General features: G+C 74.9%; 11 protein-coding genes. 6 read left to right on the top strand and 5 right to left on the bottom strand.

Going from position 1 to position 14,471, the window contains the following annotated elements:
* Positions 1–32: 32 nt before the first annotated feature.
* From CG736_RS30340 to CG736_RS30330, 3 genes are read left to right on the top strand one after another with little or no spacing between them, the layout of a single operon-like run.
* Positions 33–3,278: an FtsX-like permease family protein gene (locus CG736_RS30340; protein WP_100589334.1), complete on the top strand. Its 3,246-nt coding sequence runs from the start codon at positions 33–35 to the stop codon at positions 3,276–3,278.
* Positions 3,275–6,013, top strand: coding sequence for a hypothetical protein (locus CG736_RS36655; protein WP_157815802.1), 2,739 nt, complete (start codon positions 3,275–3,277; stop codon positions 6,011–6,013). The genes CG736_RS30340 and CG736_RS36655 overlap by 4 nt, the downstream gene beginning before the upstream one ends.
* The gene (locus CG736_RS30330; RefSeq protein WP_100589333.1) at positions 6,010–6,960 is read left to right on the top strand and encodes an ABC transporter ATP-binding protein; all 951 of its coding nucleotides are present in this window, start codon (positions 6,010–6,012) and stop codon (positions 6,958–6,960) included. The genes CG736_RS36655 and CG736_RS30330 overlap by 4 nt, the downstream gene beginning before the upstream one ends.
* 7 nt (positions 6,961–6,967) lie before the next feature.
* Here the strand turns inward: CG736_RS30330 and CG736_RS30325 are convergent, their stop codons facing one another.
* The 4 genes from CG736_RS30325 to CG736_RS30310 all read right to left on the bottom strand — a co-directional run bounded on the left by CG736_RS30325 (position 6,968) and on the right by CG736_RS30310 (position 10,757).
* On the bottom strand, positions 6,968–7,162 hold the full coding sequence (locus CG736_RS30325) for a hypothetical protein (RefSeq protein WP_232734281.1): 195 nt from the start codon (positions 7,160–7,162) through the stop codon (positions 6,968–6,970).
* An 88-nt stretch (positions 7,163–7,250) separates the two neighbouring features.
* Positions 7,251–8,030 (bottom strand): maleylpyruvate isomerase family mycothiol-dependent enzyme, encoded by a 780-nt coding sequence (locus CG736_RS30320; RefSeq protein ID WP_100589332.1) that lies wholly within the window; start codon positions 8,028–8,030, stop codon positions 7,251–7,253.
* 60 nt (positions 8,031–8,090) lie between these two features.
* Positions 8,091–9,158 (bottom strand): DUF2804 domain-containing protein, encoded by a 1,068-nt coding sequence (locus tag CG736_RS30315; protein ID WP_100589331.1) that lies wholly within the window; start codon positions 9,156–9,158, stop codon positions 8,091–8,093.
* Positions 9,159–9,272: 114 nt separating this feature from the next.
* The gene (locus CG736_RS30310) at positions 9,273–10,757 is read right to left on the bottom strand and encodes an MFS transporter (RefSeq protein WP_232734280.1); all 1,485 of its coding nucleotides are present in this window, start codon (positions 10,755–10,757) and stop codon (positions 9,273–9,275) included.
* 71 nt (positions 10,758–10,828) lie between these two features.
* On the opposite strand from CG736_RS30310, the gene CG736_RS30305 reads away from it, so the two are divergent.
* The 3 genes from CG736_RS30305 (at position 10,829) to CG736_RS30295 (ending at position 13,602) form a co-directional block, all read left to right on the top strand.
* Positions 10,829–11,290: a MarR family winged helix-turn-helix transcriptional regulator gene (locus CG736_RS30305; RefSeq protein ID WP_100589329.1), complete on the top strand. Its 462-nt coding sequence runs from the start codon at positions 10,829–10,831 to the stop codon at positions 11,288–11,290.
* A 260-nt stretch (positions 11,291–11,550) separates the two neighbouring features.
* Positions 11,551–12,315, top strand: a complete 765-nt coding sequence (locus CG736_RS30300) for a LamB/YcsF family protein (RefSeq protein WP_100589380.1) — start codon at positions 11,551–11,553, stop codon at positions 12,313–12,315.
* A 243-nt stretch (positions 12,316–12,558) separates the two neighbouring features.
* Positions 12,559–13,602: a DNA gyrase subunit B gene (locus CG736_RS30295; RefSeq protein WP_232734279.1), complete on the top strand. Its 1,044-nt coding sequence runs from the start codon at positions 12,559–12,561 to the stop codon at positions 13,600–13,602.
* A gap of 7 nt (positions 13,603–13,609) precedes the next feature.
* Here the strand turns inward: CG736_RS30295 and CG736_RS30290 are convergent, their stop codons facing one another.
* A complete protein-coding gene (locus tag CG736_RS30290; RefSeq protein WP_100589328.1) occupies positions 13,610–14,311 on the bottom strand; it encodes a B3/4 domain-containing protein in 702 nt (233 codons plus the stop codon).
* Between the last annotated feature and the right edge of the window lie 160 nt (positions 14,312–14,471).

Here is a 14,471-nt window from a genome sequence, read left to right as displayed (position 1 = left end):
ACACGCTGACCGGAACGGGGGTACGGGGAAACATGTTCGGCTTTGTCCTGCGACGACTGCGCGGGCGGCTGCCGCTGGCGGCTGCCGTGCTGTTCACGGTGCTGATCACCACCACGGTGCTGACCACGCTGGTCGCCTTCAACCGCACCGTGGCCGAGGCCGGCCTGCGGCGGAACCTGGACGGCGGCACCCGGGTCGGTGTGGAGCTGCGCTCCGACCACGCGGCGGACGCCCGGACGGCGGACGACGCGAAGGCCGCCGCGCTCGGCGCCCAGCTGTTCGACGGACTGCCGGTCGACGTGCAGTCCCTCGCGCACAGCCGCTCGTACGGGCTGCCCGGAGCAACGGGCGCCAACGACCCGGACCTGACGGTGCTGGCGTCGCCGGACCGCAGCCGGCTGAAGCTGACGGCCGGCCAGTGGCCGACCGCCGAGGGCGCCCCTGCCGGCCCCGACACCGCGGGGACGGTCCAGGCGGCCGTCCCGGGCAGCGCCCTGCGCCGGCTCGGCCTGACCGAGGGCGCGCTGCCCGCGCAGGTCACGCTCTCCGACCGGTACGGCGGCCGGCCGCTCACCGTCCGGATCACCGGCGTCTACCAGGTCGCCGACCGGGAGGCCCCGTACTGGCGGCTCGACCCGCTCGGCGGCCGCGAGATCCAGGTCAAGGGCTTCACCACCTACGGGCCGATGGTGGTGGACGACGCCGTCTTCACCGCCGGCCCGCTGCCGCAGGGCGGCCGGAGCGTGCTGCTGACCGCCGACTTCTCCGCCGCCGACCCGGAGCGCGTCGACCGGGTCCGGGCCCGCGCCGACCACCTGGCGGACCTGACCAAGCAGTACGCCGCCGGCCTCCAGCCACAGACCGAACTGCCCGCCCTGCTGGGCGAGTTGCAGTCGTCGATGCTGGTCGCCAGGTCCAGCCTGACGATCGGGGCGCTACAGCTCGCGGTGCTGGCCGCGGCCGCGCTGCTGCTGGTGGTGCACCTGGTGTCGGAGCGGCAGAGCCAGGAGAACGCCCTGCTCACCTCCCGGGGCGCGACCCGGCGCCGGCTGGCCGGCTGGACGGCCGTCGAGGCGTTGCTGCTCGCCCTGCCCGCCGCCGTGCTCGCTCCCCTGCTGACCGGGCCGCTGCTGCGCCTGCTCACCGCCTGGGGCCCGCTGGCCGGGCTGCCGCTGGAGCACACCGACACCGCCGTCCGCTGGCCGGTGGCCGCGGCCTGCGCGCTGGCCTGCGTCGCGCTCACCGCCCTGCCCGCCGTGCTCCGGCGCGGCGGCGAGCGGGTGGTGTCCCGCCGGCAGGCCGTGGTCAGCACGGTGGCCCGCTCCGGCGCCGACCTGACCCTGCTCGTCCTCGCCGTGATCGCCTACCAGCAGCTCGACGCCCGCACCGGCGGCCTCTCCGCGGACGCCTCCGGGCAGCTCGGCATCGACCCGGTGCTGGTCGCGGCGCCCACCCTGGCGCTGGGCGCCGGAACGCTGCTGGTGCTGCGGGTGCTGCCGTTCGCGGCCCGGCTCGGGGCCCGGCTGGCGGCCCGGGGCCGCGGCCTCGGACCGGCGCTCGCCGGCTGGCAGCTGGCCCGCCGCCCGGGCCGGGCGAACGGTCCGGTGCTGCTGCTGGTGCTGGCGGTCGCCACCGGCGTGCTGGCGCTCGGCCAGCACGCCGCCTGGCGCGACTCTCAGCGCGACCAGGCCGACTTCGCCTCGGCGGGCGGCCTGCGGATCCAGGGCTCGGCGCTGCCCGCACTCGGCCAGGGCGGCCGGTACGCGGCGCTGCCCGGCGGCGACCGGCTGCTGCCGGTGGCCGGGTTCGACCAGTGGCTCCCCGGCGACAAGCGGGGCCGGGTGCTGCTCACCGACACCGCCCGCGCCGCCGCCGAACTGCACGTCCGCCCCGACCTGTTCGACGACCGGCCGGTCGAGGACCTGCTCGGCCCGCTGGCCGAACCGCAGCCGGCCGGCCTGCGGCTGCCCGGCACGCCGACCCGGATCGACCTGACCGTGGCGGTCCAGGTCGGCGCCGTCGACTCCTCGCTCCCCGCCTGGATGCCGCCGCCGACGGCGCCCGACGTCTGGCTGCACCTGCGGGACGGCTTCGGGGCGGCCTACCGCGTCCTGATGCCGCAGCTCCCCGGCCAGGGCGAGGTCACCGTCTCGGTCGACCTGAGCGCCCAGACCGCCGCCCCGCTCGGCTCGATCGCCGCACCGCTGACCCTGACCGGCTTCGAGCTGACGTACGGCTCCAACGCGAGCCTGGCCGCCAATGAGCTGACGATCCGCCGCCTGGCCGTCTCCGACACCGCGGCCGGACCGGCCACGCCCGTCCCCGCGCCCGCCGGCTCCTGGAGCGCCACGGCCGGCTCCCCGGTCCGGCTGACCGACGCCCCCGCCGGGACCGGGCTGCCGACCGTCTCCTACACCCCGGACGAGTCCAAGAGCTTCGACCGGCGCGACGGCCGGCGCGCCCTGCTGCTCCCGCCCGGCGACACCATGTCCGGCGCGGAGGTCAAGGGCCTGGCCACCCGCGGCTACCTGACGGCCACCGGCGCCGAGGTCGGCGACCTGATCAAGGTCCAGCTCGGCAACACCGGCATGCCGGTGCGGATCACCGGCCAGGTCGAGGAACTGCCGGTGTACGGCGACACCGCGCTGATGCTCGACCTGGCCGGCGCCCACCGGTGGCTGACCGACCGGGGCGCCGACGTCCCGCAGGTCTCCGAATGGTGGCTGCCCGCCGCCGGCCCCGACGACCGCACCCCCGCCGAGGCCGCCGCCGCCCTGCGCGCCGGACCGACCGCCCAGCAGCTGACGCTCCGCGAGGAGGACGCCGCCGCCCGCTCCGGCGACCCGCTGAGCGCCGCCCCGCAGAGCGTGCTGGCCGCCCTGGCGGTGGCCGCCGCCGTCCTCGCCACCATCGGCTTCGCCGCCGCCGCGGCCGCCTCGGGGGCCGAACGGGCCGGCGAATCGGCCGTGCTGCTCGCCCTCGGCACGCCCCGGCGGCTGCTGCGCCGCACCGCCACCGCCGAACAGGTCGTGCTGGTCGGCATCGGCACCGGCGTCGGACTGCTGCTCGGCGCCGTCCTGGTCCACCTGGTGGTGCCGCTGGTGGTGCTCACCCCGGCGGCCCGCCCGCCGGTTCCCGAGGTGCTGGTCGGGCTGCCGCTCGGCCAGCTGCTGGCCCTGGCGGTCGGGACCGCCGCCCTGCCGCTGCTGTCCGCCTTCCTGGTCGGCGGCCGCCGCCGGGATGTGGCCGCCCGGCTCCGGTTCGTGGAGGACAAATGAGCACCCCGGCCCCCTGGGTCCGCACCCGGCTGCGCACCGCACCGCTGGCGGCCCTGCTCACCGCCGCCCTGGCGCTGACCGTGGTCTTCCTGTCCGCCGCACTGCCCCGGGCCCAGGACCGCGGCGCGGACGACGCGCTGCGCAGCTACCTGCGCAGCGCGGGCCCGGCCGCCAACGGCCTGCAGGTCACCTCCGCCATTCCCCGGTCCACCGACGGGGCGCACCAGCTCGACGTCACGGCGGGCCGACTCACCGAGACCGTCGGCGCGCTGCTCCCGCTCGACCCGAGCGGCCCGGTCTACGGACGCCGCGGCACCCAGCCGCGTTCACTGGGCGACCCGTCGCTGACCCGCCCCGACGGCGTCCCGCCCGAGATCGCCGTGCAGTACCAGCACGGGGCGAACGACCACCTCCGGTTGACGTCCGGTCAGTGGCCGGGCGCCGCCGCGGAGGGCGAGCCGACGCCGATCGCCGTGTCGGAGGCCACCGCCGAGACCCTCGGGCTGCGGCTCGGCACGGTGTACGCAGGCGGCAGGTCGGTGCTGGACCGCACCGGCCCGCCCCCGGCCCAGCAGGTCCGGGTGGTCGGCCTGTACACCGTCGACGACCCGGCGGACCCGTTCTGGGCCGAGATCGGCTGCGCGCTCAAGGCCTGCCTGAACCTCACCCCCAGCAGCGGCCCCGGCGACCCCCCGGAGCAGTACTGGTACGCCGTCGCGCTGGCCGGCCCCGAGGCCACCGGGCAGGTGGCCACCTGGGGCCACGGCGCCGAGGACTACTGGCGACTGCCGGTGCGGGTGGACACGCTGCGGGCCGACCGGCTCAAGCAGACCTCCTACGACCTCGCCTCGGTCATGGCCGGGCCGGTCGCCGTCCGGATGACCACCGCCCTCGACCGGAACAACGTCCGGATCACCTCCCAGCTGCGCACCCTGATCGACCACGCCCGGCAGCGGCAGGGCGCCATCGACTCGCTCGCCGAACTCGGCCCCGCCGGCGCCGCCGGGGTCGCCGCCGTGGTGCTCTGCCTCGCGGCTGCGCTCGGCACCGAACGCCGCACGGCCGAACTGCGGCTGCTGCTGGCCCGCGGCGCCGGGATCCGCGGCATCTTCCGACGGCTGCTCGGCGAAAGCGCGTTGACGGTGCTGCCGCCCGCCGCGCTGGGCGCGCTGCTCGCCTTCACCCTGCTGCCCACCCCGCGCTGGCTGCCCGCCGCCACCGCGGCCGCCTCGGTCACCCTGCTCGCCCTGCTGGCGTTCCCGGTCCGGGCCGCCGCACTGCTGCGCGAACGGGCCGACCGGGCCCGGTCCGGACGCCGCCGCTTGATGGGCGAACTCGCCGTCCTGGCCACCACCGTGGCCGCCGTCGCCCAGGTCGCCCGGCGCGGCGTGGCCCCGGCCGGCGAAGGCGTGGACCCGCTGCTGGTCGCCGCGCCGCTGCTGCTCGCGCTGACCGGCGCACTACTGCTGGCCCGGCTCCAGCCCGCCCTGATCGGACTGCTGGCCCGCTGGGCCGCGCGGCGGCCCGGCGCGATCGGCTTCCTCGGCCTGGCCCGCGCCGCCCGCGGCAGCGGTGGCCCGCGCTCGCGCCCCTCGGTGCTGCCGCTGCTCGCCCTGGTCCTCGCCGTGACCTGCGGCGCGATCGGCGCCACCGTGCTGAGCTCGGTGGCCGACCAGCGCACCGCCGTCGCCCGGTACAACATCGGCGCCGACGCCCAGGTCGCCGCCCCGCTGGGCAGCGCGCTGCCGGACGCCTTCGTCACCGCCGCCGGCCGGCTGCCCGGCGTACGGACCGCGGCGCCGATCTGGATCATGGACGACGTCGCCATGGCGGTCAGCGTCGGCCGGTCGATCCGGGTCAACGTCGTGGTGGCCGACCCGGTCGCGTACGCCGAGATCGCCGAGGCCGCCGGGCGGGGCCGGTTCGACCCGGCGCTGCTCGCCGGCGGCGCCCCCGGACAGCCGCTGCCCGCCCTGGTCAGCAGCGACCTGCCGGAGGGCGACTTCACCCTCCGGCTGGGCGCCGGCGAAGCCGTCCCGATCCACACCGTCGGCTTCGTCGACGGCACCCCCGCCCTGAACGGTGCGGTCGGCGTCAACGTGCTGCTGCCGCTCGGCCCGGCCACCGACCTGCTGCCCCGGATCGGCGGCCCCGCCAAGTGGCTGGCCGTCGGGCCCGTCGACGACGCCCGACTGCACGCGCTCGCCCAGCAGTACCTCGGGTCGGCGGCCACCGACACCAAGCCGGGCCACGTGGCGCGGACCGTCACCGGCGAGGCCGCCGCACTCGGCAACGACCCGCTGCAGGCCTCCGCCGAGCGGATGTTCTGGGTCGCGGTCGGCGCCACCGCCCTGTTCGCGCTGCTCTCCGTGCTGCTGACGCTGCTCCGGGCCGGCCCCGAGCGGGCCGCGACCCTGGCCCGGCTGCGCACCATGGGCCTGCGGCCCCGGCAGGGACTGGCGCTGATCCTCGCCGAGGCCCTGCCGCAGACCCTGGTCGCCGCACTCGGCGGGGCGCTCACCGCGATCTGCGGCGTGCTGCTGCTCGGCCCGGCCATCGACCTCGGCCCCCTGGTCGGCGCCGCGACCACCACCGGACTGCGGCTCACCGCATCACCGATCCTCCAACAGGCCCTCGGGCTGGCACTGTTGGCCGCCCTCGCGGTGCTGGCCGAGACCGCCGTCACCGCCCGTCGGCAGATCACCACCGAGCTACGAGCGGGAGACAACCGATGAGCACTCCGCCCCCGAGCCTGGACGAGCTCCGCGCCAGGGCGCTGGCCGCCTCCGCGCCCAGGGCCGTCCGCTCCGACCTGGCGATCAGCTGCGAGCGGCTGGTGCGGATCTTCAGCAGCGACGGCATCGAGGTCCAGGCCCTCCAGGGGCTCGACCTGACGGTCGACCAGGGCGACCTGGTGGCCCTGGTCGGCGCGTCCGGCAGCGGCAAGTCCACCCTGCTGAACGTCCTCGCCGGCCTCGACGCCCCCACCGCGGGCAGCGCCACCGTGGCCGGCTGCGACCTGCTCGCCATGACGCCCAAGGACCGCCTCCGTTACCGGCGCGAGGTGGTCGGCTTCATCTGGCAGCAGACCGCCCGCAACCTGCTCCCGTTCCTGACGGCCGCCCAGAACGTCGCCCTGCCGATGCAGCTGCGCTCCGGCCACCGCGCCGCCAAGCAGCAGCGCGGCCGCGTCACCGAACTGCTGGAGGCCCTGGACATCGCCGAGTTGGGGCACCGCCGCCCCGCCGAGCTCTCCGGCGGCCAGCAGCAGCGCGTCGCGATCGCGGTGGCCCTGGCCAACGACCCGGCGGTGCTGCTCGCCGACGAACCCACCGGTGAACTCGACTCGGAGACCGCCGTCGGCATCTTCGAGGCCTTCCGCACCGTCAACCGCGAACTGGGCACCACCGTCGTCGTCGTCACCCACGACCCCATGGTGGCCGGCGAGGTCCGCCGCACCGTGGCCATCCGCGACGGCCGCACCAGCAGCGAGGTGCTCCGCCGCACCGTCACCGACGAGCACGGCCAGGAGACCGTCAGCGAACGCGAGTACGTCATGCTCGACCGCACCGGCCGCGTCCAACTCCCCGCCAAGTTCCTCGCCGCCCTCGGCATGGAACACCGCGTGGCCGCCGACCTCGCCACCGACCACATCGCCATCCGCCCGGACGACATCGACTGACGGGTCATCAATCGACGGCCCTGACCCGCAGGTCGCCGGACCGGCCGTCGCAGCGGACGGCGCCGGTGGGAAAGGCGAGTTCGAGGGCGGTGCGGCCGGTGAGCGGGTGGTGCCCCTCGCGCACGGCGAGGACGGGCTCGCGCTCGCCGCCGGGCGGCGTGAACCAGGACGCCACCAGCCCGATCAGCCGGCGGCCGACCACCCGGCCGGGTCGAGGCCCGGGCCGTGGGTGGGGCAACTGGGCCGCGGAGCGGGGGTGTTCGGGCCCCCGGGCGGGTCGGCGGGGTGGGTCAGCGCTCCGGGTCCCATTCGATCAGGTGGTCGAAGAGCCGGCGGTCGCCGTCGAGCTTCAGGTCGTCCAGCGGAAAGCGGCCGTAGAACATGAGCGCCAGGTCGCTCGCCGAGCCGTGGGCGGCGGCGGTGGGCGTGGCGTCCGCGGGGACGGGGACCAGGGTCGCGCCGGCGGCGGAGAGGTCGTTGCGCCAGGAGCGGCCCTCGGCGGCGTGGTAGTCGGCGGTGGCGGGCTCGTGCGGCCACGCCTCCGTGGTGGTGCACATGCTGGAGAGGAACTCCTCCACGCAGTCGACCGCGAGCTCGGCGGGCAGCGGCTCGGACACGCCTGCGGCGAGCTGCGCGTCCCAGGTGTGCACGGAGATCTCGTGCAGTTGGCGGCGGGCCACACCGCGACTGGTCAGCGAGGTCTGCGACTTGCCCCACCAGCCCCAGCAGACCCGGTCCGGGCCCGCCTCGCGGAGCTCGGCCAGCAGCAGCTCCGTCGACTCGGCGAGCCAGCCGAGCAGCGCCTCGCGCTCCTCGGGCGCCCTCGCCCCGCCGAGCGGCGCCAGCTTCCCGGTGGCCGTCGGCCCGGCGGCGACCGTCGCCGCCCAGGCCCGACGGCCCTCGCCGAGGTGCTGCGCGAGGTCGCGCAGCGTCCACCCCGGGCAGGACGGCACCGGCACGTCGAGGCCGGGCGCGGCGGCGATCGCGGCGCGGAAGGCCGTCGAGCGCCCGTCGATCAGTCGCAGCAGCTCGTCGTGGGCGGGACCGGCGAAGTCAAGATTCTTTTCCACGCGCGGATGTCTATCACCGGCGCCCACGATGCGGACACCGATTTTCCCGGCGCCCCGCCGTCACCAGCGCATCCGGACGTCCTCGGCCCAGCCCAGCAGCCCGTCCACCGCGATCCGCAGGCCGTCGTCGGTGCGGATGCTGCCGCGGTAGTGGCCGAAGCACTGGTCGGTGCGGTTGGCGAGCAGCCCGGCCTCGGTGCGGACCCGGCGGTCGTGGAACGGGGTGAAGGTCAGCTCGACCTGGTCGCTGCCGGGCGTGGTGATCCGCCAGGGGGCGAGCGGGGCGGCCGGGTCGTACTGCCAGTCGAGTTCGTCGCCGATCTTGCTCAGCCGGCCGTCCACGCAGAGCGCGTTCTCGGTGGAGCCCGTCCCGACCGTCCACTGTCCGCCGAACTGGAGGCCGACCACGTGCCCGTCGGTCCGGCCGGACGCGGCGCCCCAGTTCCAGCCGAGCGAACGCGGCCAGCGGCCCCGGCCGTGGTCGAGCACGCCCCAGGCGTCCTCGTCGAACGCGTACGTGCGACCGCCGAGCCGGACGGTGCCGGTGGCGGGGCGGGCCGTGTGCTTGGAGGTGTACTGAAAGCGCTTTCCGTCCCAGGGGACGACCACCGACATCGTCTCGTGGCCCTCCGGCAACGCCACCAGCAGGTCCACTTCGAGCGGCCGCAGGTCCGCGGTGAGCGCGCGGGCCGACAACCGGGTCGCGCCGTCCTTCTCCTGGCGGATCGCCACCCCGACCTGACGACGACCGGGCCGCTCGGGCCCGACGGCGAGGTCCGCGCCGTACCGGCCGCCGGAGCCGGCGATGCCCTCCGGCATCGCGGTGGGGCGCAGCGGCAGCCCGGGAGCGAGCGCGGTGCGTTCGTGGTCCTCCAGCACGCCGTGGTCGTCCCAGGCGAGGAAGTGGACGGCGTCGAGCGTCAGGAAGTCGAGGTCGCTGACGGTCAGCGCGACCAGGTGCGTGGGCGTGGTGACACACCAGTACTCGAACCGCTTGGTCCGCCCCCACCCCCGCAGATTGGCCCGGTGCAACGGAGTGCGGGACCACCCGACCGCCGCAGGGTTGAGCCGCCCGTCCGGACCGCACAGGTCGACTGCTTCGGTGATCTCACGCTCATGGGTCGCCATCCGCGCACCCTACTGCCGAGAAACCGGGGACGGGAGCCGGTGGGCGCGAAAACAGGGGCGCAGGTCGGCGCTCGTCGCGCAGTCCCCACGCCCCCGATTCCCCGCCCTGCGGGGCTACTTCGCCGCAGCTCCCTCCGCCACGGCCGCCGGCTCGGCCGGGACGGCCTTCAGCGCAGCGACCTTGCGGATGCCCGGGATGGCGAGGGTGACCAGGCCGGCCAGGACGGCCGCGCCGGCGCCGATCACGAAGGCCGTGCGGAAACCGCCCTCCGACGGCAGTGCGCGGCCGTGGAAGTCGATGGTCATGTGCGCCAGCACCACGCCGATGACGGCGGAGGAGGTGGAGGTGCCGATGGACCGCATCAGGGCGTTCAGACCGTTGGCGGCGGCGGTCTCGGAGGCCGGCACGGCGCCCATGATCAGTGCGGGCATCGCCGCGTAGGCGAACGCGATGCCGCCGCTGATCAGGCAGGAGAACACCAGGACGCCCCAGGCGTGGCCCATCAGGGCGAGCGCGGCGAGGTAGCCCGCGGTGATGATGACGGCGCCGACCAGCAGCGAGACCTTGGGGCCCTTGGCCCGGGACAGCTTGGCGGAGATCGGCGAGAGCAGCATCATCACCAGGCCGGCGGGGGCCATCCACAGGCCGGCCTGGACCATCGACTGCCCGAGGCCGTAGCCGGTGCTGGTGGGCAGCTGGAGCAGCTGCGGGGAGACCAGGCTCATCGCGTACATCGCGAAGCCGATCACCACGGAGGCCAGGTTGGTCATCAGCACCTGGCGGCGGGCGCTGGTGCGCAGGTCGACCAGCGGCTGCTCGGTGCGCAGCTCCCACCAGCCCCAGACGGGGAGGACGACCGCCGCGACGGCGAACATGCCGAGGGTGGAGCCGGACGCCCAGCCCCAGTCGCCGCCCTTGGAGATGGCGAGCAGCAGGGCGACCAGGCCGATGGTGAGGCCGATGGCGCCGACCACGTCGAAGCGTCCGCCGGAGCGCACGGGCGATTCGGGGACGAACGCGACGACGGCGCCGGCGATCAGCGCGCCGAGTGCGGCGGAGATCCAGAACAGGGCGTGCCAGCTGGCGTTCTCCGCGATGACGGCGGACAGCGGCAGGCCGAACGCGCCGCCGATGCCGAGCGAGGAACTCATCAGCGCCATCGAGGAGCCGAGCTTCTGCGGCGGCAGTTCGTCGCGCATGATGCTGATGCCGAGCGGGATGACGCCGGCGCCGACGCCCTGCAGGGCGCGGCCGACCACCATCGGCGCGAGCGAGCTGCTGAGGCCGCAGACCACCGAGCCGACGACCAGCAGGGCGAGGCTGATCAGCAGCACCCTGCGCTTGCCGTACATGTCGCCGAGTCGGCCGAGCACCGGGGTGGCGACGGCGCCGGCCAGCAGCGTGGCGGTGATCGCCCAGGACGCGTTGGCGGCGGTGGTGTGGAGCAGCTGCGGCAGTTGGGGGATCAGCGGGACGACCAGGGTCTGCATCAGCGAGACCACGATGCCCGCGCCGGCGAGCACTCCGACGACAGGGCCGGTGCGTGCCTGACTCATGGGGTTCTTCTCTTCTCTATGACTACGATATGCATGATGCATATAATGTGTACCATACATATTTACCGCTTGCGGGATATGCTGCCGAAAAGTGACGCACGGGACGGAGGAGCATGCGGCACGCCAAGGAACTCGCCCTGATCGAGCGGGAAATGATGCTGCTCAGCCGCCACCAGGTGCTGGCCACCGCCCGCACCTCCGGCAGTCCCGACAGCCTCGACCGCAGCGCGTACACGCTGCTCAGCCGGATCGAGACCGAGGGCCCGCTCACCATCGGCCAGCTCGCCGAGGCGTTCGGGCTGGACACCTCCACCGTCAACCGGCAGACCGCCGCCATGCTGCGGGCCGGCCTGGTCGACCGGATCCCCGACCCGGACGGCGGGGTGGCCCGCAAGCTGCGCATCACCGAGGAAGGCCTGCGCCGCCTCCACCACGACCGCGACTGGTCGATCCAGGGACTGGCCAGGGTGGTCGACGAGTGGACGGCCGAGGACCTCGCCGGGTTCGCCGGGATACTCGAACGCTTCAACCGCGACATCGAGAAGATCCAGGGCCGCCCCTGGCCGCGCGACTGACGACCCGTCCCGCTCCCCCCTTCCTCCCGGCCCCGACCCGGCGTCAATTCGCGCCGCCGGACGCTCCCCCGACCGCGTTGCACCCGAGCGGGTGGCCGGTGCGCCTCGGCCCGGGAACTGCCGGGTAAAACCTGTCACCCGGAGCCCGGCACCCGTCCCCGGCGAAACGATCAGGCCCTACGATCGCCCCAGGAGCGGGCGCCCGGGGCCCCGGGTCGGACCGCGCGGGAAAGGGCGGGCGAGGCGTGGTGGCCGAAGCGGTGATTGATCTCAATGCGGATCTCGGCGAGGGCTTCGGCCGCTGGAGCCTCACCGACGACGAAGCCCTGCTCTCGGTGGTCACCAGCGCCAACGTCGCCTGCGGCTTCCACGCCGGTGACCCGTCCACCATGCGCCGGGTGTGCGCGCTGGCCGCCGAGCGCGGCGTGCGGATCGGCGCCCAGGTCTCCTACCGCGACCTCGCCGGGTTCGGCCGCCGCGCGATGGACGTCCCGCCGGAGGAGCTCGCCGACGAGATCGCTTACCAGATCGGCGCCCTCCAGGTGTTCGCCCGCGCCGCCGGCTCCCGGGTCTCCTACGTCAAGCCGCACGGCGCCCTCTACAACCGGGTCGTCCACGACAACGAGCAGGCGGAGGCGGTGGTCTCGGGCGTCCTGCGGTCCGGCGCGATCTGCGACGGCCCGCTGCCGCTGCTCGGCCTGCCCGGCTCCCGACTGCTGGCCGTCGCCGAGGGCGTGGGGCTCCCGGTCGTCACCGAGGCGTTCGCCGACCGCGCCTACACCTGGGCCGGCACCCTCGTCCCGCGCCGCGACCCGGAAGCCGTCGTCCACGACCCCGAAGCGGTCATCGCCCGCGCGGTCGGCATCGCCCGCGACGGCACCGTCGCGGCCCTCGGCGGCGAGCCCATCGCCGTCCAGGCCCGCTCGCTCTGCGTCCACGGCGACACCCCCGGCGCGGCCCAACTCGCCTGGCGGGTCCGGGGCGCGCTGGCCTCCGCGGGCGTCCGGGTGGAGGCCTTCACCTGACGGGCCGTCGCCGCCGAAAATTTCTCGAATCCGTGGCCCCGCGGCCGCCCGGAAATGCCCCTCCCGCACCCTCCGCGACACCCGCACGCCCCTCGCGCCCCCACCCGCGACCGTGGCGGCGGGCCCCCTCCGAAACCCCCCGCGGCGCGGCCTGCACGCCCTCGCTGCACCGCCTCTGACCTGGTGTTTTCTCCGATTTCCCCTAGGGTTGGGGCACTGCCCGAGCACATCGGAGGGGACACTGTGACGGATACGTACGACGCCAGCTCGATCGTGGTGCTGGAGGGCCCGGAGGCGGTCCGGAAACGGCCCGGGATGTACATCGGCTCAACCGGCGAGCGGGGCCTGCACAACCTGCTGTACGAGGTGGCGGAGCCGGCCATGGACGAGGTGCTGCTCGGGCACGCCCACCGGGTGGAGGTCGCCCTGCTGGCCGACGGGAGCGTGCGGGTCACCCACGACGGCGTCTACCGGCGGCCCCTCGACGAGCAGTTGACGGTCCTGCACGTGGCCGGCCCGCGCCGGGGCGGTCGTCACGTCGTCAGCTGGTTCGACCTCGGCCTCGTCGTGGTCAACGCGCTCTCCGACCGACTGGTCGCCGAAGAACGGCACGGCGGAGTGACGAACCGCCAGGAGTACTCCCGCGGCAGGCCGATCGCCCCACCGCACCCGACCGGCCCGGCGGACGGCACCGGCACCGGCACCGGCACCGGCACCGGCACGACCATTACCTTCCGGCCCGACCCGGAGATCTTCGAGACGGTGACGTTCGACCGCTCCACCCTGACCGAGCGTTTCCGCGAACTCGCCGCACTGAACCGCACTTTGGACCTGACCCTGACCGACGCACGCGGGGACGTCCCGCACACCGAGCGCTTCCACTCCCCCGACGGCGTCCGGGAGTTCCTCGCCCGCCTCGGCGCCGACCCGGCCGAGGCGATCGTCGTCGAACGCGAGGACGACCGGATGGGCGGGTCGATGGCGATCGCCCTCGCCCCGGCCGGCGACGGCGAACCGCAGATCGCGACGTTCGCCAACTCCCGCCGCCTCGACGGCGGCACCCACCTGGAGGGCTTCCGCGACGGCGTGGCCGCCGTACTCGGCCCCGACGCCCGGCTGACGGCGGTCGTCTCGGTGAAGCTGGACGAACCGAGCTACGAAGGCTGCCTCCGCGAGATCCTCGGCAACACCCCGGTCCGGGCCTGCGTCGCCGAAGCCGTCCAGCAGGCGCTGGAGACCTGGCGGGACGAACACCCGGAGCGGGCGGCCGCGCCGACCGCCCGCTGACACCGCCTCAGACCTCGACCCGGGCCTGCCCCGGGTCGAGGTACCGCACCGCCACCCCCGCACTGTGCGGCGCCAGCAGCCCGGCCAACTCTCCTGCGGCGAACGCCAACCGTCCCTCGTCCGGTTGCAGCGTCTCCAGCAGGAACAACGCCGCCACCGAATGCTCGGTGACCCGGGTACGGTGCGCGTCCCGATGGTTCCAGTGCCGAGTGAGAACGCCCGCCGCATCCCGGTAGATCACCTCACCCGCGTTCGGCCGCTCCACCACCTCCGGCTCCCCGAGCGGCGTGAACTCCTCACCGCCATCGGCGAACCCGATCACCACCTCCCCCTCCACCGCCGCCAGATCGAACGCCCCGGCAGGCAGCCCGTGCCGGACGGACACCGCGTTGTACGAGTCCACCGCCGAGTTGATCCGCGGCAGCACCCCCTGCTTCGCCAGCCGCCGCCCCAGCGCATCCACACTCGGCCGAACCCGCCGCGGATTGGTGCCGAAGGCCCGATACGCGGCATGCCACACCCCGATCCGCGAATCACCCTCGTCCGCCGGCCGCCAGACGCCTTCGGCGAGTTCCCGCTCCAACCGCTCGATCACGGCAACGGTCTCGGGCCACGGCTCGGCCCCACGAACGCCCCGGGCGGTGACGAGGGCGATCCGAGTGTCGGGAAAGACCTCGGCGACAGCCGGGTGCAGGTACACAGACGTCATCCGGACGGTGCTCCGTTCAAAGAGATGCGGACAGAACGCGGACATCCGAACGCGATGCGCCACGCTCGATTCGGACAGGTGAGTGGAGTGCGGGGCGACGAAAACAGCCTGCCGACCACAGCAACACCCGGACCACAGCTCGACAGCGCGGCGCAGCCGC

The sequence above is a fragment of the Kitasatospora sp. CB02891 genome, assembly GCF_002803145.1.
GTDB lineage: Bacteria > Actinomycetota > Actinomycetes > Streptomycetales > Streptomycetaceae > Kitasatospora > Kitasatospora griseola.
Note: the sequence above shows the minus strand (reverse complement) of the source record. Positions and strands in the feature narration are given on the sequence as shown.